General features: G+C 56.5%; 20 protein-coding genes. 3 read left to right on the top strand and 17 right to left on the bottom strand.

What is annotated here, in order from left to right; all coding sequences use genetic code 11:
• Positions 1–17: 17 nt before the first annotated feature.
• From L6637_RS28165 to L6637_RS28105, 13 genes are all read right to left on the bottom strand, one after another.
• A complete protein-coding gene (locus tag L6637_RS28165) occupies positions 18–1,064 on the bottom strand; it encodes an extracellular solute-binding protein (protein ID WP_164933833.1) in 1,047 nt (348 codons plus the stop codon).
• The gene (locus tag L6637_RS28160; RefSeq protein ID WP_128929675.1) at positions 1,061–2,218 is read right to left on the bottom strand and encodes an ABC transporter ATP-binding protein; all 1,158 of its coding nucleotides are present in this window, start codon (positions 2,216–2,218) and stop codon (positions 1,061–1,063) included. The genes L6637_RS28165 and L6637_RS28160 overlap by 4 nt, the downstream gene beginning before the upstream one ends.
• The gene (locus L6637_RS28155; RefSeq protein WP_128929676.1) at positions 2,211–2,972 is read right to left on the bottom strand and encodes a maleate cis-trans isomerase family protein; all 762 of its coding nucleotides are present in this window, start codon (positions 2,970–2,972) and stop codon (positions 2,211–2,213) included. The genes L6637_RS28160 and L6637_RS28155 overlap by 8 nt, the downstream gene beginning before the upstream one ends.
• Before the next feature lie 317 nt (positions 2,973–3,289).
• Entirely contained in the window at positions 3,290–4,525 is a 1,236-nt protein-coding gene (locus L6637_RS28150; RefSeq protein ID WP_128929677.1) for a pyridoxal phosphate-dependent aminotransferase, read from the bottom strand.
• Positions 4,526–4,770: 245 nt separating this feature from the next.
• Complete coding sequence (locus L6637_RS42440) at positions 4,771–5,274, bottom strand: hypothetical protein (RefSeq protein WP_283814997.1); 504 nt, start codon at positions 5,272–5,274, stop codon at positions 4,771–4,773.
• Between the two features lie 292 nt (positions 5,275–5,566).
• The gene (locus L6637_RS28140) at positions 5,567–6,433 is read right to left on the bottom strand and encodes an urea carboxylase-associated family protein (protein WP_128929678.1); all 867 of its coding nucleotides are present in this window, start codon (positions 6,431–6,433) and stop codon (positions 5,567–5,569) included.
• Between the two features lie 44 nt (positions 6,434–6,477).
• Positions 6,478–7,257, bottom strand: coding sequence for an ectoine/hydroxyectoine ABC transporter ATP-binding protein EhuA (gene ehuA / locus L6637_RS28135; protein ID WP_188637407.1), 780 nt, complete (start codon positions 7,255–7,257; stop codon positions 6,478–6,480).
• Positions 7,257–7,916, bottom strand: coding sequence for an ectoine/hydroxyectoine ABC transporter permease subunit EhuD (ehuD, locus tag L6637_RS28130; protein ID WP_128955088.1), 660 nt, complete (start codon positions 7,914–7,916; stop codon positions 7,257–7,259). Before ehuD ends, ehuA begins: the two co-directional genes overlap by 1 nt.
• Positions 7,913–8,596 (bottom strand): amino acid ABC transporter permease, encoded by a 684-nt coding sequence (locus L6637_RS28125; RefSeq protein ID WP_128929681.1) that lies wholly within the window; start codon positions 8,594–8,596, stop codon positions 7,913–7,915. The genes ehuD and L6637_RS28125 overlap by 4 nt, the downstream gene beginning before the upstream one ends.
• A 28-nt stretch (positions 8,597–8,624) precedes the next feature.
• Positions 8,625–9,470 carry an ectoine/hydroxyectoine ABC transporter substrate-binding protein EhuB gene (gene ehuB, locus L6637_RS28120; RefSeq protein ID WP_164933832.1) on the bottom strand — a complete coding sequence of 282 codons (846 nt, stop codon included), beginning with the start codon at positions 9,468–9,470 and terminating at the stop codon, positions 8,625–8,627.
• A gap of 277 nt (positions 9,471–9,747) precedes the next feature.
• A complete protein-coding gene (locus L6637_RS28115) occupies positions 9,748–10,671 on the bottom strand; it encodes a LysR family transcriptional regulator (protein WP_128929683.1) in 924 nt (307 codons plus the stop codon).
• Between the two features lie 83 nt (positions 10,672–10,754).
• On the bottom strand, positions 10,755–11,660 hold the full coding sequence (locus L6637_RS28110) for a TrmB family transcriptional regulator (RefSeq protein WP_206733164.1): 906 nt from the start codon (positions 11,658–11,660) through the stop codon (positions 10,755–10,757).
• Positions 11,661–12,442: 782 nt separating this feature from the next.
• Entirely contained in the window at positions 12,443–13,327 is an 885-nt protein-coding gene (locus L6637_RS28105) for a LysR family transcriptional regulator (protein ID WP_232995588.1), read from the bottom strand.
• Positions 13,328–13,419: 92 nt separating this feature from the next.
• Between L6637_RS28105 and L6637_RS28100 the strand changes: the two genes are divergently transcribed.
• From L6637_RS28100 to L6637_RS28090, 3 genes are all read left to right on the top strand, one after another.
• The gene (locus L6637_RS28100) at positions 13,420–14,478 is read left to right on the top strand and encodes a YeiH family protein (protein WP_128929685.1); all 1,059 of its coding nucleotides are present in this window, start codon (positions 13,420–13,422) and stop codon (positions 14,476–14,478) included.
• A gap of 185 nt (positions 14,479–14,663) precedes the next feature.
• A complete protein-coding gene (locus tag L6637_RS28095; protein ID WP_128929686.1) occupies positions 14,664–15,905 on the top strand; it encodes a CaiB/BaiF CoA transferase family protein in 1,242 nt (413 codons plus the stop codon).
• A 24-nt stretch (positions 15,906–15,929) separates the two neighbouring features.
• Positions 15,930–16,799 carry an HpcH/HpaI aldolase/citrate lyase family protein gene (locus L6637_RS28090; RefSeq protein WP_128929687.1) on the top strand — a complete coding sequence of 290 codons (870 nt, stop codon included), beginning with the start codon at positions 15,930–15,932 and terminating at the stop codon, positions 16,797–16,799.
• Between the two features lie 54 nt (positions 16,800–16,853).
• Here L6637_RS28090 and L6637_RS28085 read toward each other — a convergent pair whose 3' ends face one another.
• From L6637_RS28085 to L6637_RS28070, 4 genes are all read right to left on the bottom strand, one after another.
• On the bottom strand, positions 16,854–17,687 hold the full coding sequence (locus tag L6637_RS28085; RefSeq protein WP_128929688.1) for an ABC transporter ATP-binding protein: 834 nt from the start codon (positions 17,685–17,687) through the stop codon (positions 16,854–16,856).
• Positions 17,677–18,444 carry an ABC transporter permease gene (locus L6637_RS28080; protein WP_128929689.1) on the bottom strand — a complete coding sequence of 256 codons (768 nt, stop codon included), beginning with the start codon at positions 18,442–18,444 and terminating at the stop codon, positions 17,677–17,679. The genes L6637_RS28085 and L6637_RS28080 overlap by 11 nt, the downstream gene beginning before the upstream one ends.
• Positions 18,445–18,515: 71 nt before the next feature.
• The gene (locus tag L6637_RS28075) at positions 18,516–19,385 is read right to left on the bottom strand and encodes an ABC transporter permease (protein ID WP_128955089.1); all 870 of its coding nucleotides are present in this window, start codon (positions 19,383–19,385) and stop codon (positions 18,516–18,518) included.
• Positions 19,386–19,395: 10 nt separating this feature from the next.
• Positions 19,396–20,391, bottom strand: coding sequence for an ABC transporter substrate-binding protein (locus L6637_RS28070; protein ID WP_206733163.1), 996 nt, complete (start codon positions 20,389–20,391; stop codon positions 19,396–19,398).
• Positions 20,392–20,429: the final 38 nt, after the last annotated feature.

Genomic DNA, 20,429 nt, shown 5'->3' with positions numbered 1-20,429 from the left:
GCTTTCCAATTTATTGCTTACTTGACCTGAGAGTAGATTTGTTCGACCAAATTGACCCGCTTCTCCTGGTTCGCGGCAAGCACCGAACAGTCTGGCTGGTAAAGTTTCGAACGCAACGATTGCGGCGAACCAACCTCCTTGAGCTGTTCCTGGCTAAGCGCGGCAGTTTGATTGAGCGGTAGGAAGCCAGACGCATCAAGCATGGCCAATTCTGGTGCTGGCCTTAAAGCATAGTTTATCCAGGCTTTCACGGCGTCCAGATTCTTCGCGCCTTTCGGCACGATCAAGAAATATGACAGCAGCAATCCTCCTTCGGAGGGTATTGTGATATCGACGTTCTTTACACCGGAAGCCCGCATGGTCCAGACGCGGCTCGAATAGTAGGCTCCCGCCGTGACCTCTCCGCGCGACAGCAGGGCATTCATCTGAGCAGTGGAGTTCGTGACAGTCAGAGCATTACGCGCGATCGACGTAAGCAGAGGAATGCCGGGCTGAATGTTGTTTTCGTCGCCCCCTCCGACTTTCGCAAAGAGAACCAAATCATTGGGAGCAGCATAGATCGGCCGGGCGATAGCGACTTTATCCTTGAATTTCGGGTCGGCCAATGCCCGCCAGGACTCGAAGTCTGACGCTTTTGCCTGATCGCTGTTGAATGCGGCCCCGTAATACTGAAAGTAGATGCCGAAAGCGTAAACTTCGCCGTTCTGGTCTATCAGATAGGACGACTTCTCGAAATTAGCCAGTTCGGGGAAGTCTTCCTTCTTAAAGCTTTCCAGCAATCCATCCTTTTGGAGATTTGCGGCGTTGTAGCAGGTGCCCAGTGCGACGTTGAACTGAGGTTTTCTCGCTTGGGCTCTTAACGTCGGCTCCGGATCCGACCAGTCGCGGATCTTGACCACGATACCGGACGACGCGGAGAACGGCTTGCCGACTTTCTCTCGCCACATCTCGCTGTTGCCTCCTCCCCAGGTGCCCATGACAACTTCTCCGTCGGCGGCGCACGCAACCGTCGTCGAAAGGCTGAACAAGCTCAGGGCCATCAATAGACCGGCAGCGTGCTTCACTTCCGCACCTCCTTGTTCGCGAAAACGATGGCGTCCTCCAAATCCCATGCCAACTTGACCTGAGTTCCCGGAAGCAGGCCTTGCTGCTGCACATGCCGGGCCGTCGTATCCACCACCACGACCTTGTCGTCGACCACAACGCTTTGACGGACGGTCGCGCCCATATAGATGTTCGCCACGATCTGGCCGACCATAAGACAACTGTTACCCCACACTTCGCGTCCCACACGTACGTTCTCGGGACGAATCGATATCGCGACTTCTGCGCCGATTTTCATCTCTGGAGTTGCCACTATCAGAGCGTCGGCCGAGACCTCGCTCAGGTGCAGACTCGCACCGTTTTTCTCGAGAGACTGCACGTGGCCGACGAAGATGTTGATATCCCCGAGGAAGCCTCCGACGAATGCATTCTTCGGGTTCTCGTAGACCTCACGCGCGCTGCCCAATTGTTCGAGCTTTCCATGATTGAAAACGGCTATCCGATCCGACAGGATCATCGCCTCTTCCTGATCATGAGTCACGAATACGAATGTTGTGCCGACTTGGTGCTGGATACGCTTCAATTCGATCTGCATCTGGCGGCGCAGCTTGAAGTCCAGTGCACCGAAGGGCTCATCCAGCAGGAGAACGGACGGGCCAGTGACCAGCGCGCGCGCCAGGGCCACGCGTTGACGTTGACCGCCCGATATCTGTTGTATCCGACGTCGTCCGAGCTCGCTCAGATCCACCAACGCGAGCGCCTCGCGTACTCTTGCTACGATTTCGTCGCGTTTGACCTTTTTCACCGCCAGCCCGAAGGCGATGTTCTCCTCGACAGTAAGGTGCGGAAATAGCGCCAAACCTTGGAAGACCAAGCCGACGGGACGCCGATAAGGCGCAACGCCCGTCATCACATGGCCGCCGATCTTGATTGATCCCGCGTCCGGCTGCTCGAACCCCGCGATCATGCGCAAGGTCGTTGATTTACCGCAGCCTGACGGTCCCAAAAATGTCAAAAATTCGCCCTGCTTGACCGTCAATGACAAGTTGTCGACGATCGAGTTATCTCCAAATCGTTTCGACACTTCGATGATTTCGAGCGCGGCCACTCTATCCGCGTCGGAATCGATCGAGCATGCTGGCGGTTCGACGATCCTGACGGCGCGGTTAGGCATTGCTCAACTCGAATACCGGTGCTTCTTGTGGCCGCCGCTCCTTGAACAGGCGGCCTACCCCCGTTGAGGTGACATCGATCTTCATCCTTCGGAGTGCCGCCCAAAGAGAGGCTTGGTTCGAGGTGACAACCGGCAGGTTCAATTCCCTTTCCAATCGGTCGATTTGATCCATCACCAGCAAATTGGTGCAACTGACAAACACGGCGTCACACCTTGAAATGACCTCACGGCTTGAGAGCACCTTGGAGGCAACGTCCGCCGACGAGATGGTCAGGATCTGTCGTCCATCTGCGCAAAAGAAGGAATCGACGGCCTCCACGCCGAAGCCATAGTGCTGCAGAAAGAGGGCCTCTTCCTTGTTGATTAGATCCGGATAGGGAGTGAGCATGAATACTCTGGTCGCCCGAACGGCCTTCAAGGCTTCGATGACGGCTGTTGAAGTGGTGACAGCGGGAATTCCGGTCAACATCGTGATGCGGTCGGCTAGCTTGGCTTCGTTGCCTAGCCCCTCTAGGAAGCTGGCACTCGTACATCCGTAAACTATCACCTCCGGATTCGCCTGTGCGAGATCCGAGGCCGCTCGATCCAACGAGTTGGCCATAGCGAGCTGCGCTTCCTTCGCTATAGCGGTGCCGGGTTTGGTGAGCCTGTTGTGATTGAGCTTGACATTGGGAGGAACGTAGGACGGTAGCTCGGTTTCCATAGCCACATTTATCGGCGGCGCGAGGATACCTATCCGTCGAATGGCGGCCATTACTTCCTCCCTTGTCGATCGCTTTGAGGCTAGCCATTTGGTAGTATTATTTCAAGCTACCAAATACCTCGACTTTCGTGGAGGCGGTTTTGCAAGACCAGCTCAGCGGCCAGCTCGATGAGTTGATCTTGGCGGTTCGCCCGTTTGGCCGCGATACAGAACGCTGGTTAGAGAGCTCATGCGGCCCTGGAGCAATGATGACATCATGTCGCAGATCTCCATTTCGCATCACGGACCCGATGAACCGCAAAACGATATGAGCTGCTCGAATGTGGTCCGACATCGCTCCACACGTATTGTCAGGGCAGCGAGCTGCATCAACTCAGTCGACTGCATGCCCGGGCTATGCGGACACAGGCCTCCTTTAAGGTTTCGTCCGCAGTAGCATATGAGATTCTGAAGTGGGGCGATAAGCCATAGGCCGCTCCGTGCACCACCGCCACCCCTTCGGCATCGAGGAGATACTTGCAAAAGTCCTTGTCATCGGCAAGGACGGTTCCGTCCGGGGTCCGCTTTCCGATCAGGTCGCGGCAGGAGGGGAAGACGTAAAAGGCGCCGGACGGCTTGTCGCAAGCCAACCCGGGCACGGACGCGAGTCCTTCCAGAACCAGATTGCGCCGTCGTTGATATTTCTCTGCTCGCTCTCGAAGCCCCTCTTGCGGCCCGTTCAAAGCCTCGACGGCCGCAGCTTGGCTGATGGACGATGGATTGGCCGTGGCCTGAGATTGCAATTTCGCCATTTGGGATATCAACTTCGCCGGACCCGCGGCATAACCGATGCGCCAACCCGTCATACAATAGGCCTTCGAGACGCCATTGACGACCAGGGTTCGCTCCGCGACGGACTGATCGATCGCCGCCGGCGTACAATATTCGAGCCCGTCATAGACAAGATGCTCGTATATGTCGTCGCTAAGGAGCCAGACGTGCGGATTTCTTCGCAATACATCGATGATTGGCTCCAGCTCCCTGCGCGTGTATACGGCCCCCGTGGGATTAGAAGGCGAGTTCAAGAGGAGCCACCGAGTCCTCGACGTGATCGCACGTTCCAAATCGATCGGATCGAGCTTGAAGTTCCTCGCCGCCGGGCAAGCGACGATTTTGGGTACCCCACCGAAGAACGACACCATTTCCGGGTACGACACCCAGTACGGAGCCGGGATGATGACCTCGTCTCCGTGATCCAACGTCGCCGCCAACGCATTGAATAAGATTTGTTTGGCGCCGTTGGCGACCGAAATTTGACTGACCTTGTAGGAGAGGCCGTTCTCACGCGCGAATTTCTTCGCAATTGTCTCTTTCAGGACTGCCGTACCATCCGTGTTGGTATACTTCGTCTCGCCCCTCTTCATGGCGGCGAGCGCAGCCTGCACGACATTATCGGGTGTGTCGAAGTCGGGTTCACCCTGGGTCAGATTGAGAATTGTTCGCCCCTGAGCCTGCAATTCCCGCACTCGCTGGGCCGCAGCACCACTCTGCGACGGTTGAATTCGATTCACGCGTGCGGCAAACTCGGAGCGGTTGGACGCAGACGCGGCGTCGAAGACTGTCATTGGTAGTTCCTCTCGTCGTTGTCATCTGCCGGATGTGCAGCAGGCCATTCGCGAGCCGATTTCGATTTCAAACCTATCGGCGCAGGAGCGGCCCCCTCATCGATATCGTCCGGATGCACAGGTAATCGCGTCCGTAAAACGGTCCGCACACGCTGGATCAGATTTGCCGGTCTCTCGATCTCGTATGTGCAGAACACCGTTCGCAATCTCGAAATACGATCCATGCAACGTGAGCTGCTTGCGACCTACGCGATCGCACACCACGGAAAACTCATTAGATTGAGCAAGGACTGATCGATCGCAGCCAGCTCCAAGTCGGTGTGATCGTCGTCCAGGCCGCCGCAACACGGCCAGCTCTGTGCGCCACCGGGACCAGACGTTGCATCCATGGAGTCGTGAAGCTTTCTGGTGAGGCCGATACCTTGCCTTTGGCATAAGCGGGGACGCCCCACACCGGGCGTGACCGAGCACAACCAGAGCAGCCCCGGCGGCGTGGAATTCTCCCTCGACACCGAAGGGCGGTACGCGCTGCAACGTTTCTGATGACGAAGATTTCCTCGGGTCTCGCATTGAATATCAATTCGGGTGAAACGCGGCTGTCGCAACATCCGATCACCAGGGCTTCCGGTGACTGCCCCGCGCGCGGCCAATGAATCGAACCTTTGTCGTTCCTGAGGAAAGCGGTCCAACATGAAAGCGGCGTAGCCCTGCATCAATTGTGCGGGAAAGCTCGACACGTCACTGGACATTCCGGATCCTACCACCGATGAGCAATTGCTGTCGGCCTGGCCACAGCGGACAGGATTGACCGATCGCTTATGGGGCCAAATTATCAATCACGCCTCGCCACGACGCCAATTACTAAAGCGCCTGCAACCATGCATGACGAGAATAATCTCGAAATTCGCTGTCGCGGTTGCACTTCAAACCCAAACGCGGCGTCAACTTGGCACGGCTGACGCCATTCCGGTCGGCGCCTAGCTGCCGACGGTATTTCCGAGCGCCTTGATGTTAATCGGCTCTTACAATGCGCTCCGCAAATCAGCTCATCCCGTGCTTGCCTTTGTAGGGCGAGGGTTCAGGCGACTTCCAACCATTCAGCGCGCCCTTCGCGGGACGAAGGATTTCCACCTTCAGGGGATAGCACTTGGGGGTCTGCCCTGGGACCCGCGGCCCACAGTCGCCGCCGGGACAGGCGGATAGCGCACCAAGGAGATTGATCTCCGCGAAGAATTCGATGAAGTCGCCTGGACGAACCGGGCTTGCCTTTTTGATATACTCGTGACTTTCGACATCGAAGCCTGTGCACATAAAGACGTTCATGACGTCGTGCACGTAGCCCTCGGCTTCCTTCGCCGAAATCTTTCTGAAGGCAGATAGGGCTCGAACGAGATTGGAATGGCAACAGTGATCGTAATCTTCACCGGTTATCATTCTTCTCGTGTAAGGGTCGCAGCGTGTTCCGATCACATCGTGAATTCCACAACCATCGGAATCCCACCCATACCATCCCAGACTGTCGTAAGTGATAGTCGCCATCGGCCTCAGGTATGGCATGCTGCTCCACAGGCGATCACCAGTAGAAATGTGCGTCGCATGAATCGCCCGCGTCTTACCGCTGTAGAAGTGTTCAGAAAGATTGTCGCTATTCCAAAGATTAAAATCACCAACCTGCGATCCCTCCACGCTCACGATCCGAAAGAGGTGCCCGGCAGGCACTTCGAACGCGCCGCCATCCCGAGCAGGGATCGTCAACTCCGACACTTTCTCAGCACCGGACCCAACGTTCTGGTAGAATTCCATATCGAGCGCCGGAATTTGTCCGACGGCGTAGACCGTTTCTTTGCGCGCCGACCGGCGAGTCTGAGCATTCTCCGGCTCGGGCATCGAAATGGATCTGGAAGTCATTTGAGTGTCTCCTAAGAGGAATTCGACTGCTGAGACTAAGATCGTCAGGCGTCCAGGACCGACTTTAGAAACGCCTGGGTTCTCGCGCTTTTCGGTTGAGAAAAGAACTGGTACGGCTCTCCTTCCTCGACAATTCGGCCGTGATCGAAGAAGCAAACCCTGTCGGCGATCTCTCGCGCGAAGGACATCTGATGCGTTACCATGATAACCGTCAGTTCCTTTTGGTGAGTCAGCTCCCGAATGACCGCTAGCACCTCGCCAACGAGTTCAGGATCGAGCGCCGAGGTCACCTCGTCGAATAGGAGTATTTTCGGTCTCATCGCCATTGCTCTCGCGATCGCAACCCTTTGTTGCTGACCGCCTGACATCCTCGCAGGGTAGTAGTCGCACCGATCTTCCAGTCCCACCCTTCGAAGCAGCTCCTTTCCGAGGCTCACGGCTTTCTCCTTCGGCATCTTGAGGACGCGAATCGGTCCCTCGGTCACGTTTTCAAGCGCCGTAAGGTGAGGAAAAAGATTAAAGCTCTGAAAGACCATGCCGACATCGCTCCGAATCGTACGTGTTTGCCGGGCCGATGCTTGGCGTGCTGCGCCGGTCGAATCGCACGACCACAACTCACGGCCGCAGATAGAGACACTGCCTCTGTCGATTCCCTCCAATGTCATGAGAACCCTGAGGAGAGTTGATTTTCCCGATCCACTCGGACCGATGACCACAAGCTTTTCACCCTGTCCGACTTCGAGATTTAGGTCATTTAGGACCGTGGACGCCCCAAAACGTTTTGTAACGTTCCTTAGCTGTACTGAGAACGGTCCGGCCGACATTACCGCCATCCCTTCTGGGACAGTCGCTCGAGCCTGTTGATGAGAAACGCGCCGGCAATGCTGAGGACGAGAAACATTATCCCAACCATCGTTATGGGTTCAAAGTACTGAAACCGCCTGGCTCCTTCCGCCTGAGCAACGGCCATGAGTTCCCAAACGGATATGGATGCGAGCAGCGGCGTGTCCTTCAGCATGTAGACGAAGTAACTTCCGGCATTTGGAATGATGAATGGGATCATCTGTGGAACAATGATCCGCCGATATGTGTCGAACGTTGAGAGATTTATGGATGTTGATGCCTCCCATTGCCCGGCCGGAACACCGATCATTGCGGCACGGTAGACCTCGGCCATATACGCACTGTAGTGCAAGCCGAGAGCAATGACGCCGGTCACCAGCGGGCTGATCACGACGCCTGCCGAAGGCCCCACGAAGTACAGAAAATAGATCAGGACCAGGAGCGGCACCCCTCTTGCGAATTCGACGTAGCCGCGAACTAAGATTTTGGTCAGACGGTGCTTAGCGCTGTACAGCGCAAAGAGAAGGAGGCCGCCAAGCAGGGAGGCGATAAAACCGAGGACGGCGGCGAGCAATGTGGTTTGCGCCGCGACCACGAGTTGCGGAAGCAACTCCCAGGCATATTGGAAATCGACCTTCATGCCGACCAGCCCCTGGTTGCGCCGTGCGTTGGCTTACCCTGCCATAACCCGAGACGTCGCTCTGCGTACGCGATTGCCGCTCCTATCAATTGCGCCGCAGCCACATAGAAGATCATGACAACGAGATAGATCGGCACGGTCTGAAAGGTTCTGATATTGAGAGAGTAGGCTTCAAAAGTCAGTTCCGGAACGGTCGCCAAGGCGGCAACCGAGGTGGCTTTCAATACCAGGATGCTGAGGTTACCGAGAGGTGGTATCATCGACAGCATTGCTTGAGGAAGAATGATCCGGCGCATCATCATTGATGGCACCATATTGATCGCCAAGGCGGCGTCATACTGGCCCCGCGGGATAGCGCCGATCGCCGTCCTGACGACCTCAGCTCCATAAGCCCCGAAGCACATGCCTATGGCGAGTGTGGCCGCCCAAAAGGCGGAAATCGCAACCCCGAAGAACGGCAAAACAAAGTAGAGCCAGAACAGGACGACCACCAGAGATATGCCCCTGAAGATCTCGACATAGAGCAAACTGATGGTTCGGATCCACCAGCTCTTGGATGTCCTGGCGATACCGAAAACGAGCGCGCAAGCGAACATCAATACTGTCGAGAGCGCGTAAAGGGCCATCGTCGTTACCGCACCAGAAAGGAGCAGCCATCTACCCTCGTAGAGCGCCGACATCTGTCACCGTCCGCTTCGGGCACGAGTCCTACTGCTTACAAAGAGTATCGAGCTTGACGTCGGCCGCCGGCACTTCGTTCTGCGTCATGCCGTACTTTTTCAGGATCTCAACATATTCCGAAGAATGCACGATCTTGAGCATCTCGGCATTAAATGCGTCCCGAAGCTCCGAATCCTCCTTACGGAAGGCAAATGCGCCGTAGTCTTGCTTCGGCTTGCCATCTATGAGCAGGCCCGTGTATGGTTCGGCGACTTCCAGGGTCGGATCGTTCTTTGCGTTCCAGCGTGCAGTTACCGATATAAGCAATGCCCCGTCGATCCTGCCCGCTTTCAGGCTCGCGACATTGGAGGGGATGTCCGGAAAACGCGTGATTTGGCTATCCTTCACGCCGGCCTTGACTGCATTCTGTGTCGGCTGGCCACTTATGTTGCCACCAACCTTGATGTCCTCGTGTTTGACGATGTCGTCAAGACTATGGATTTGCTTGGGATTGCCTTTGCGAACGAGAAGACCTTCCTGAACGGTGAAGTTGGGCTCGGTGAAGAGAACCTGAAGGCAGCGCGCGGGAAGGATATAGAGTCCGGTCGCGATAAAATCGAAACGTTTGGCTTGAAGTCCCGGGATGAGCGATCCGAACGCAACCACCGTTCCTTCGATCCGCTCTACTCCAAGGCGGTTGAATGCGAGCTTTGCGAGATCGTAGTCTGACCCGGCCAATGATCCATCGGCCTGCTTGAACGCGAAGGGCGGCTCGTTGCTGAAGCCGAGGGTAAGGCCGCTCTTCTTTGCGTCGTCCAGCCTGGCACCGGCAAAACTCGATGACGAGAAAGTCAGGAAAGCGAGTGCTAGAAAAATATGCAAAGTTCGTAGCATGTGTTTCCTCATCTGTCTCGAATGCGTCGCCATTGACACACCGGCATCTCTTTTGGCTTCTGCTCAGTTTGGATTGAGCCAGACTCGCATCCTACATATCTGAAGGGTTATTCGGAACCGCAGCAATTCAATTAGCGTAATGGATGCATTACTTGCTGTAATATCGAGGACGCGCGACTTGCCGGATCCTCCCGATTCCTCAGGAAAACGTGGTCAAGTTGGCTGTGCGTACCGCCGCGACCCGCGCGTCTACAGCACTGCACGGAAGAAGTGCAATTTATCGAATTGTTTGCCCTTGCACGAATTCGAACCGCCCCATCAAATTCTCCAGAGTGCTCCTCACGATTTCGGAAAACCGGACCGCCTGCGCCGTCTTCTTCGAATGGCGCGGATAGACGAAAGCATAGTTGAGCCTTGCCGACGTCTTGCAAGGGCGAACCACGACATCTCGCTCTGCTAGCAGCGCTGCGCTGAATGGATCCGATATCGACACACCCATTCCGGCTCCCACCATTTGGCACGCGATGAACGCCGACGACACTTCAACCCAAATGTTCGCGGCAAGGCCAGCTTGTACGTACATTCCATCAACGATCTGCCGCAACAACGTCGTCCGGTCCAGCGCAATAAAACGGTCCTCGATCAGATCACTGGGGAGAATCGTCTTATTCGCCGCAAGTGGATGATCGGGATGAAGCACCGCAACGGGAACCAATTCGGCGAAGGAATGCGACGTCAACATTTCAAATTGAGTCGGGAGCATTACTATCCCAACGTCGAACCTAAGTCCCGAAGCCCAACGTTCGACTTCGCGTCTTTCCCTGACTTCCAAAGAAATCGAAACACTCGGAAACTCCTTCGAAAATTGGGCCAGTGCCGGCACGAGTAGACTTCGGGCGAGTTGTGGCATTGCCACGATCCGAAGGCGACCGCCTCGATTGGCGCGGATTTCTTTGCCGATGCGGGTAAGATCGTCGATATCCAGCAGGATACGCTCGCATTCCCGCGAGAAGGCTTCTCCTTGAGGAGTCGGAACCAGGCGCCCACCAAGCCGGTTGAAGAGCTTGAATCCCAGCTCCGCTTCAAGGGCAGACAGCGAACGGCTTACCGCTGGTTGGGTCAAATGAAGTCGAGTTGCGGCCCCGGTGACCGAACCGGTCACGATTACACTATGCAGCGCGCGCAACTTTTGAAGGTTCAAAGCCAACTCCCCCTTAAGATTGCTGCTCCTTGCAGGCGCGCGAAACACGCCGGCGAAGCGTGCCAATCGCCGCGACAGACGCGTTAGATCTTTTCTTCTTTCAGCTTGGATTTTTTCTCAACTCGACTCGCGGTAAGCCCTAGAAGGCTTTCCAGCGCCGCAACTTGCGGTGCGGGAAGATACTTCCTTCGAAGCTCGATAATAGCGGGGCCGAACGTCTTCTGGATCGGTTGCCCGAACATTTCGAATATTTCCGCGAAGTAGATCTCGTGCCGCAATAGGGAGTCAGCAAGATTAACTATCGGCTTATTTCGCGTGTAGGAGCCGCCTTGCGCACGAATCTCCGCCACCAGAGCTTCTTCGAAATCCACTGTAAGGGTTACAAGATGCGGTGCGATTCCCACGGGAATGCCGTTTCCCTCGTGGAGATAAGTTCGCGACTTCGCACCGAATTGAAACTTCTCGACTTGAGTCCCGAAAAGGATGATGAGAATCGCAACCCCGCGGTCTGCAGCACGTCGAAGCGCGTCGCGGTGCGGCAGCAGTATTTTCTCTTCTGTTTTTACCCAAATGTGTGATTTCGCTCCGTCGATCATAGCCTCCATCTTGGCGGCGATCGCGTCCTCGCCGTTAATGGTCCATACGTAGCCACCGTCGTTGGACTGTGAAACAGCCGGAATCGTTCGGATCAACTTTGCGCAGCGCTTGCTCGTCGCTGTCGCAATTCGCTCAAACAGAACCTTGGGCGCTACCGCCACATACCGCAGTGGAGTTTCGGAGATCGGTTGAGCCGCCTCCTTCTTTGCCAGACTCTCGAGGACAGAATATGCGTTCGCCTTGGGTAAGCCTGCAAGTTTGGCTACTTCGTAGGCAGTCGCCTGCGAAAGCTCATAGAGCGCGAGGTAGGCACGCGCTTCGTACTCGCTAAAACCCAGAGCGAGCAAGTCTGGCATCAACTCACTTAGATTAGCTTGCTTATCGCCGCTCACCCGATTTTTCCTGATTTGAGCCAAGCAGCGCCCCCACCCGTCGACAAGAAGTGCTTTGCCTCAGTTGATCAATTCGCCTTCGAAGCTTGATTGTCACGCCCTAGCTGACCATTCCGACGTAGCTCCTTGCCGCTCGACGCCGTCGGCGCTCAATTTTGATAGAAGCGCAAGTCTTTGATATCCAGCGGGCAAAGCGAAACTAACATGGGTAGCAGCCTTTATGACTATGGCTTTCGTGTCAAGTGCATGACTTGATCGCGATGGCGCGTTCGACCAGATCGCGACCAGCCGATCGCAAAGCCAGCCAAAGCGAGCGCTCGAGATGAGATGGCCACAATCATCGACCTAATCAGGCCCACCCGACTCGCCAGATTTTCCGGAGAGCGGACTGGGGGCACAGTCTCAGCCTCCAAGCAACAGAGGACCCTGCCCAAAATATCCTGTCGGGGCGCCCCCTCGGAGAACATATTCCCATTACGGCCGCTCAAAACGAGACCTCGCTACCATTGCATCCAACGGCCAACCACCAATAATTTGCGCGTCGGCACAAGAACCGCGATGGGATGTCCTGACTACGGACCCCTCGGACGTTGATCGGATTGCAGTGCAGCAGACATCTGGCGAACTGTCTCGCTATCTATGGTGGATCGGATAAGTTGCTCTCTGGATGTTGCTGACGCAAACTGGGTTTATCTCGCGCCGCTCGCCTTTTTTGATCCGCCGTCACGTCCAGCAAAGCCTTCCGAATGACGAGACGATCCCGCGACTCCATCATATTGATGTCATGGGGCGACACCTATGATTCGCTCAAAGGCAATCGCGGCAGGAATTTTGGTTCGTCCCCGTACTTCCACGTGCCAAAGCGTGCGCGATATCTGCAGATCCTTCATTTTTATCGCCTTGAGCCGGCCAAGCTTGATCTGATCGCCAATGGTTGATGTTGAGACGATCGAGACACCAAGACCGCATGCGACAACTTGCTTGATCGCTTCCGTGCTGCCGATTTCGAGGGTTTTGCGCGGCCGCACGCCATGGTTCAACAGCGCCTGCGCGACGATCTCCCGTGAGCCGGAGCCTGGTTCCCGAACGATCAGGATTTCATCTTCGAGGGCCGCCGCATACACGTGATTTTCCGATAATGCGAAGGCGTGAGTCGGACCTGCTATCAGGCTCATCATGTCCGTCCGCCAGGCCGTACTGACGAGATCATCGTCTTCGACCGGTCCTTCCACGAGGGCGATCTCTATTTCATGCGCGCGCATCATTCCGGCAATATCCCGCGTGTTGGCGCTTACCAGATGCACATCGATGCTCGGATACCTGCGCCGGAAGCTGCCTATGTACTCAGCGATCATGTAGGTCGCGATCGTGGTGCTTGCCCCGATGTGAAGCGATCCGCTCGCGAGGTTGCGCAGCGACGACAGTTCCTCTTCGGCGGCCCGCTCGGCAGCGAACAGATTTTCTGCGTGCCTGAGAAGTGCCCGCCCCTCGCGGGTCGTACGTACTCCTTTCGATGTACGATCCAGCAAGCGACAGCCCACTTGCAGTTCGAAATCGCGTACTCCTTTCGAGACCGCGGGCTGGCTAACGCGCAAGATGTCCGCTGCTCGCGAAAAGCTTCCAGCCTCAGCGACGGTGGTAAAGAAGCGGAGGAAATGCAAATTCATTGGCATAACGCCTGCTTATCGGCCTAGATCAAAATTCTACTGTTATGAGCCCTTGGTTCTCGGGCATAGCCTTGTCGGCTGGCGAGGGACTCATGGCTCCATGCAAAGATCTTCCCAAATCGAGCAAGGTAGACGCGCCTGCCGGTCGTTTGGTTGCATTGCTTCCCGGCATCCTCTTATGCGTGCTCCTGACGCTGCTGTCGATTGGAATCCAGGAGGCCGAGGAGCACATCTTCCAACATCCCTATGTTGAAGCCTTGGTCATCGCCATCCTGCTCGGGATGATGATCCGCAGCGTCTCAACTACTTCCGAGCGCTGGAAGGTCGGAATCGCCTTCAGCGCGAAACAACTTCTCGAAGTGGCCGTGATGCTGCTCGGGGCCTCGATCAGCTTTGGGGCAATCCTGCCTTCCGGATTATTTCTGATTGCCGCGATCGTCGGAACGGTTGCGGTCACGCTTGCCGTGAGTTTCGGCCTCAGCCGCATGCTCGGCCTACCCACTAAGCTTTCGCTCCTGATCGCCTCCGGAAATTCCATTTGCGGCAATTCCGCGATCGCCGCGGTCGCCCCCGTTATAGGGGCAGATGGCGATGATATCGCGTCATCGATTTCCTTCACCGCGGTCCTTGGCGTGCTGATGGTGCTCGGGCTTCCACTGCTCATTCCACTCTTGGAGCTCTCGGCTACTCAGTACGGGATTCTCGCCGGCCTCACCGTGTACGCCGTTCCCCAGGTGCTTGCCGCGACCGTTCCGGCAGGAATCGTCAGCACTCAAATTGGCACCGTGGTGAAGCTCGTTCGGGTCCTCATGCTAGGGCCGTTGGTGGTCGGCTTGTCGCTTGTCGCACCACGCCTGCGTGGCGAAGTCGCGCCCGGCAAGCGCATTAACCTCATCAAATTGGTACCTTGGTTCATCATCGGCTTCTTGGTACTGGCCGGCCTTCGTTCGTTGCAGATCATACCCAGCAGCGTTGCCGCCCCCGTTGCGAAGCTCGCCAGCGTGCTAACCGTAGTCTCCATGTCCGCACTCGGGCTGGGTGTCGATATCCGGGTGCTTTCGAAGGCCGGCGGGAAAGTCACGATTGCGGTGACCTTGTCTCTGATACTTCTGCTCGCGATGAGCCTCGGCCTGGTTCAACTCTTCAAGTGAGGGCACTCTCTGCTTAACTTCGGGTTGCCAGCTGCGGTGAACATCGGGTTCACCGAAAGGATGTTGCAGGATGTGGTCGTATCACTTAATACTACCCCATACAAGTCAGCTTGTTGAGGATCGATGGGGACCTCCGCGGGTACTGTACAGGCACTACTTCCGCCTTGCATCGTTAAGTCGGCGCAATGAAGGCCGTACCTAAGCAGTTCGAGCCAGAGGCTGCTGGCGCGCTTAACGGCGTCCGTGTCGTGGACCTTTCGCGTCTGGTCGCCGGGAATATGCTCACCCTGCAGCTCGCCGACTTCGGAGCCGAAGTCATCAAGATTGAGGACATCGTCTCGGGCGACCCTCTGCGCGCTTGGCGGGTCAACGATGTCAGCATCCATTGGAAGACCTACGCCCGGAACAAGAAGAGTGTCGCGCTAGACCTTCGCGACGAGAGAGGTCGGACGATCCTATCGGATCTGCTCGCGACGGCGGACGTGCTGGTCGAGAACTTCAGACCCGGAGGTCTGGAAAAGCTGGGTTTGTTGCCCGAGGTCCTTCGAGCACAGAATGCAGGACTGATCATCGTGAGAATCTCGGGATGGGGGCAGACCGGTCCCTATCGGGACAGGCCCGGCTTCGGCACTCTGGTCGAAGGCATGTCAGGCTTCGCTTCCCGCAACGGATTCCCTGATCGACCTCCGCTGCTGCCACCCGCCACGCTCGCCGATATGGTCGCGGGCATTTACGGATTTGGGGCAACCATGGTTGCGCTCAGGCATCGAGAAGTGAGCGGGGGTAACGGCCAGGTTATCGACTTGCCCTTGTTAGATCCGCTTTTTTCCCTCCTCGGTCCCGAAGCCGGAATCTATCAACTAACACAGCAGGTACGCCCGCGGACCGGCAGTCGATCGCTTACCGGAGCGCCGCGCAACACATTCCGTACCAGCGACTCTCGCTGGATCGCAATCTCCGCCTCGATGCAAGTTGTGGCCGAGAGGTTGTTCCGGACTATCGGTCGCCCTGACATGATCGTGGATCCCCGATTTTTGACGAACTCTGATCGCATCAAAAACGCCGATGCTTGCGAGGAGCCTATCGCGGAATTCATTGCCGCGCGGACGCTTGAAGATAACATGAGTATATTCGAGCGGGCAGACGTAACTGCTGCACCAATCTACGACATCGATCAATTCTTGGATGACCCCCATGTTCAAGCTCGCGAAATCGTCGTTGGGTTACCGGACTCCGAACTCGGAACGGTTTTAATGCACAACGTGGTCCCGAGGCTCGAAACTACGCCCGGAAGGATTCGGATGCCCGCTCCGGATCTCGGTCAACACACGTTTGCGATTCTGCGCTCCCTCGGCATCACGCAGGCCCGGTTGGAAGAACTGCGCGAGGCTGGCGTCATCGTGCAGGCTAAGCCATCATCCCAATGACCCGTAGGCGACCGGAAGACACCAGTGTACCGATCTCTGCTTTATGTCCCCGCCTCATCTGAGCGCTTCATTGCAAAGTCGGCGCTTTGTGGCGCCGATGCCATAATCCTGGATCTTGAAGACAGCGTCGCGCCCGCACAGAAGGAGGGGGCACGCAATAGGCTTGCGTCGTCGATAAAACGATGCGCTGCCGCAGGAGCTGACATTTGGGTGCGTATTAATCGACCTCTGTCGGCTGCCGTCCGAGATATCGAGGCTTCGGTGCTCGGTGGTGCCAAGGGCATTCTGATTACAAAAGTCGAGGGCGCCGAGCACGTGCGGTTGCTTCTAGAGGTTGCTGAGCGAACCGAACGGGATCATGACCGTCGCGAGCCACTCCAAGCGATCGCAGTCATCGAGTCCGTCAAGATTTTGGCCAAAGCGGACGACATCGCACGCGCCCACGAGCGGGTGATAGGCCTGATGGGCGGTAGTGAGGACTTAGCGCTATCGATGGGAGCTAATCCCACTCATGAGGCACTTAAGATACCCAAGATGCTGGTTCACATGGCCGCTGCCGGAGCCGGAAAATACTCGTTCGGATTGTTCGGCTCCGTTGCGGACTACAAGGATGTCCGACTAATGCGCGAGCTAGCGGAGGAGGCATTCGGTCACGGAGTTACGGGTGCGACCTGTGTCCATCCTTCAGTGGTACCGATCCTAAACAATGCCTTTGCACCGTCCGACGCTGATGTCGCAAGGGCGCAATTGATCATCGAGACCGCCCGTCAGCAAACCGAACGTGGCGTCGGCGCCTATTCGCTGGAAGGCAGGATGGTCGACGAGCCCGTCGTCGAACGTGCCCGGCAACTCTTGGAGCGGGCGCGGCGCCACCGGCGTGCCGACGCAAGCTGATCAGAGCGTTAGAGTGTCGGCCTGCGGTAATCTGGGCTATTGATTCACAGCGCTCTATGAGCGGCCAGCAAACGTCTGGCGTTCGCGCTTCATCGCCTTGTCGACTTCCGCCGACAGAAGAGCCGTAACCTCGTCTTCGTATCGCCGGACCTGCGGGTCCCTTAAGTCCCGAGGGTGGGGTAGCTTGATCGCCACGTCCGCAATTATTCGCGAGGGCCGTGAGCTCAGAATAAGCACTCGATCGGCAAGCTGAACGGCCTCTGATACACTATGAGTTATCATCACGATAGTTCGATTGGCCTCGACCCAGAGGTTTTGTAGATCCTGGATCATGTAGTTCTTTGTTTGCACGTCGAGTGCGCCGAACGGCTCATCGAGTAGCAGCACCTCCGGATCGTAACTAAGTGCCCGAGCGATGGCGACGCGCTGTTTCATGCCGCCCGACAGAGACGATGGATAGGCATTCTCGAACCCCGAAAGGCCTGTCAGACGAAGCCACTTCCTCGCCCGCTCCTCAGCTTCCTGCCGTGGCACACCTTTGATGTCCAGGCCCAGCGTCGCATTACGCAACACCGTAAGCCAGGGGAACAGCACGAACTCCTGAAAGACCACGCCACGGTCGGGTCCTGGCCCCACCACGAGTTCGTTGTTGATTAGCAGTTCCCCCTGGCTTGCCTTCTCGAATCCAGCGATCAGGTACAGAAACGTCGACTTGCCGCAACCGCTTGGACCGATGATAGCCACGAATTCCCGTTCGTTGATCGTGCAAGAAATGTCCTCCATCGCCAGCACGTTTCCGAAATACTTCTGGACATTCTTGGCGACAATCTTGGGCTTGGTACCGGCACCGTCGCGCAGCGGGAGTATTTTTGCCGTTTCAACGCTCATTGAGTACTCCCCATTTCTCGATGGTAGCAGCTTCGATCTTGCCAACCAGAACGTTCTCAAGAAGATAGCCGAGCGCCGCAATCATCATCACGCCACCATAGATGACGCCAATGTTCATGTATTCGGAGGCGTCATAGATCATGAAACCCAGGCCATAGCTGCTGGCGGCCAGCATCTCGGCGGCGATCAGAGCGCGCCAGGCGTAACCTGTACCGAGCCGTGTGCCGGTGATCAGGCAAGGAAAAATGCCGGGAATAATGACGCGCCAAAATACCTGCCGTCGGCTCGCGCCCATCGACCAAGCCACCCAAAGCATTTTGACGTTCAGCATTTCGATGCCGCTCGCGACGATGTATATCATTTCGAAAACCGCTGCGAGAAATACGACTAGGATGGTCGTGCGGTTATCGATACCCATGACCAACAGCAGGACGGGGGTCCATGCTAGCGTCGGCACAGGCATCAAGATGCTAATGATTGGCTGAAACACCAGCCGCGCCCGCTGACTCATGCCAAGTCCAACCCCGAGCAGGGTACCTATGATTACCGCAAGTGATAATCCCGAGAGCAAGCGCAGCATGCTGTCTGCCACGTGCCACAGAATTGCATATGGCGGGTTTCCGTTTGGGCCGGATTGCACCCAAAGCTTGTTGAGGATCGCGGACGGCGCCGGAAACAAGAAGCCGTTTATCAACCCTAACCGCGAGCACACCTCCCAAGCCACCAGCGGCACCAGGATCAGCGCGATACGAGCCATCGGTATCGCGAGACCGGACGAGGCTGGGGACCGAGTATATCGCTGCAGACGGATGCCGGATGTGTCCACGCTCATCGATGGCTACCCACTTTTCCGTTACCGTGCCAGCGGTGAATGGTAAGTGCTTCGAGCGAGCCAAACACGCCACGTTCGATAAGGAGACCGATCAGGGCCAGGCATACGATGCCGACGAACATCGTGGATACGTCCATATAGGAACGCGCCGCGAATATCATGAATCCGAGGCCATGGGTCAACGCAGCTAGCATTTCGGCCGCGACCAGCGTGCGCCACGAATGCGCCATTCCAAGCTTCAGCCCCGAGATCAGCGCCGGCAGCGCACCGGGTAACAGCACACGCCGAAAGATATCAAACCGGCTTGCGCCCATGCTGCGCACGACCCACAAGGAGTGTCGGCCGATTGCGCGCACGCCCTGGATAGTACTGTACAGAATCGGAAAGAAGGCACCGAGGAAACAGACAGCAATGATCGTGATATCGCCTTGACCGAAAATGACCAGGAAGATCGGAGCCCAGGCAACTGCCGGTAGCGGCAGTAACAGGCTCAGGAGTGGGGAAGCAATCAGATAGGCCGTCCTGTTGAGGCCCAGGAAGAGGCCCATTGGGATGGCCAGCACGCATGCCAGAGCGAACGAACTCAGCGCACGCCACAAACTAACGACAATATGCGTCAGCAATATGCTCTTGGCGGGATCGGCTGGATCAAGCAGCACCCACGCGCGCCGCGCGATATTTGATGGCGAAGGCAGGATCGTCGCATTGATCCAGCCGAGACGTACCGTTGTCTCCCATATTAACAGGAAGACGATGATTGGCAGCGCGAACAAGAATGCCGATGCCGCCCCGCGGTACAAGATGCTACGCAGCCTCTGCTCGTCGGCAACACCCGCGAACGGCGCCGACGGCGTCGCGTTAGACATGATGGAGCCCTTAGTTGGTAGATGACGCGAGTTTCGCCGCTTCCTCATAGAATTGATTGCGCACGAGGCTCTTGAAGTCCGGAATGTTGGGAATCTTTCCGGCCGCCTTCATAGACTCGGCAACCGGCATGAGCTCGTCGGTCATCGCGTCGGTCAGCTTTGGATCGACGTTGATCCGCGTCAAGGCAAGCTCCAGCGCCTTTGGATCGATGTCCACGCCCTGCTTGCTGATATCGGCTGCAACCTTGCTGGCGGCATCGTCCGGTTGCGTCTTCATGTACGTGCCGGCATCGATCAACGTGGCAAGATATCGCGCCACGGCCTCGGGATGCTCATCAGCAAACTTGCGGCGCACCAGCACAAGGTTCGGCGATTCACTTACGCCCTTCATCGACTGAATACGCTTTACCACGCCCATCGTCTCGCCAATCGCAACATGCGGCTCCCATGCCACTGCAGCGTCGACAACACCTTGCTGCACGGCGGCTCGCAGGTCCTCAACCTTCATATTGACGATCTGGAAGTCGCCTTCCTTCATCCCGTTCTTGTCTAAAAAGACACGGAAAGTGCTGAAAGAGCCGGATCCGGCAACCGCGCCGATCTTCCTTCCTTTGAGTTCAGCCACCGCTTTGACAGATGAATGGTTCGCGACAATTACGCCGTAGCGATCGCCCCCATACTGATCGGCGGCAATAATGTAGAACAGATTGGGCTGCATCGCAGCCATAGTGATTAGTCGACCTGAGCCTCCGTTGCCGATATCGATTTGCCCGGCGACAAACGCCTTGAGTATTTCGCTTCCAGAGCTATAGCTCCCGATGTCAACCTTAAGGTTGTACTTTGCGCCCCAATCCTTGGTGCGATAAACGTCGTCGGTTGGAACGGCTTGCAGACCTATCTTTATTGTCAGCGCATCTTTGGACGTGGCGTGCGCTGGAATCAGCATCACGCAGGATGCCACAACAAATGCTACACGACGCAACTTGTTTTGGATTGAGCGAGCCATTTTTGTGCCTCCCTGTCGGCAGTTTATGATGCAGTTTG

The organism is Bradyrhizobium zhengyangense (assembly GCF_022012435.1).
GTDB lineage: Bacteria > Pseudomonadota > Alphaproteobacteria > Rhizobiales > Xanthobacteraceae > Bradyrhizobium > Bradyrhizobium zhengyangense.
This window is presented reverse-complemented; position numbering and strand designations above follow the sequence as displayed.

Excerpts from the sequence above, each read along its gene's own strand:
- L6637_RS28160 (WP_128929675.1), bottom strand. The coding sequence starts at position 2,218 with ATGCCTAACCGCGCCGTCAGGATCGTCGAACCGCCAGCATGCTCGATC.
- L6637_RS28155 (WP_128929676.1), bottom strand. The coding sequence starts at position 2,972 with ATGGCCGCCATTCGACGGATAGGTATCCTCGCGCCGCCGATAAATGTG.
- L6637_RS28150 (WP_128929677.1), bottom strand. The coding sequence starts at position 4,525 with ATGACAGTCTTCGACGCCGCGTCTGCGTCCAACCGCTCCGAGTTTGCC.
- L6637_RS42440 (WP_283814997.1), bottom strand. The coding sequence starts at position 5,274 with ATGTCCAGTGACGTGTCGAGCTTTCCCGCACAATTGATGCAGGGCTAC.
- L6637_RS28140 (WP_128929678.1), bottom strand. The coding sequence starts at position 6,433 with ATGACTTCCAGATCCATTTCGATGCCCGAGCCGGAGAATGCTCAGACT.
- ehuA (WP_188637407.1), bottom strand. The coding sequence starts at position 7,257 with ATGTCGGCCGGACCGTTCTCAGTACAGCTAAGGAACGTTACAAAACGT.
- ehuD (WP_128955088.1), bottom strand. The coding sequence starts at position 7,916 with ATGAAGGTCGATTTCCAATATGCCTGGGAGTTGCTTCCGCAACTCGTG.
- L6637_RS28125 (WP_128929681.1), bottom strand. The coding sequence starts at position 8,596 with ATGTCGGCGCTCTACGAGGGTAGATGGCTGCTCCTTTCTGGTGCGGTA.
- ehuB (WP_164933832.1), bottom strand. The coding sequence starts at position 9,470 with ATGCTACGAACTTTGCATATTTTTCTAGCACTCGCTTTCCTGACTTTC.
- L6637_RS28105 (WP_232995588.1), bottom strand. The coding sequence starts at position 13,327 with ATGAATTTGCATTTCCTCCGCTTCTTTACCACCGTCGCTGAGGCTGGA.
- L6637_RS28100 (WP_128929685.1), top strand. The coding sequence starts at position 13,420 with ATGGCTCCATGCAAAGATCTTCCCAAATCGAGCAAGGTAGACGCGCCT.
- L6637_RS28095 (WP_128929686.1), top strand. The coding sequence starts at position 14,664 with ATGAAGGCCGTACCTAAGCAGTTCGAGCCAGAGGCTGCTGGCGCGCTT.
- L6637_RS28085 (WP_128929688.1), bottom strand. The coding sequence starts at position 17,687 with ATGAGCGTTGAAACGGCAAAAATACTCCCGCTGCGCGACGGTGCCGGT.
- L6637_RS28080 (WP_128929689.1), bottom strand. The coding sequence starts at position 18,444 with ATGGCTCGTATCGCGCTGATCCTGGTGCCGCTGGTGGCTTGGGAGGTG.
- L6637_RS28075 (WP_128955089.1), bottom strand. The coding sequence starts at position 19,385 with ATGTCTAACGCGACGCCGTCGGCGCCGTTCGCGGGTGTTGCCGACGAG.
- L6637_RS28070 (WP_206733163.1), bottom strand. The coding sequence starts at position 20,391 with ATGGCTCGCTCAATCCAAAACAAGTTGCGTCGTGTAGCATTTGTTGTG.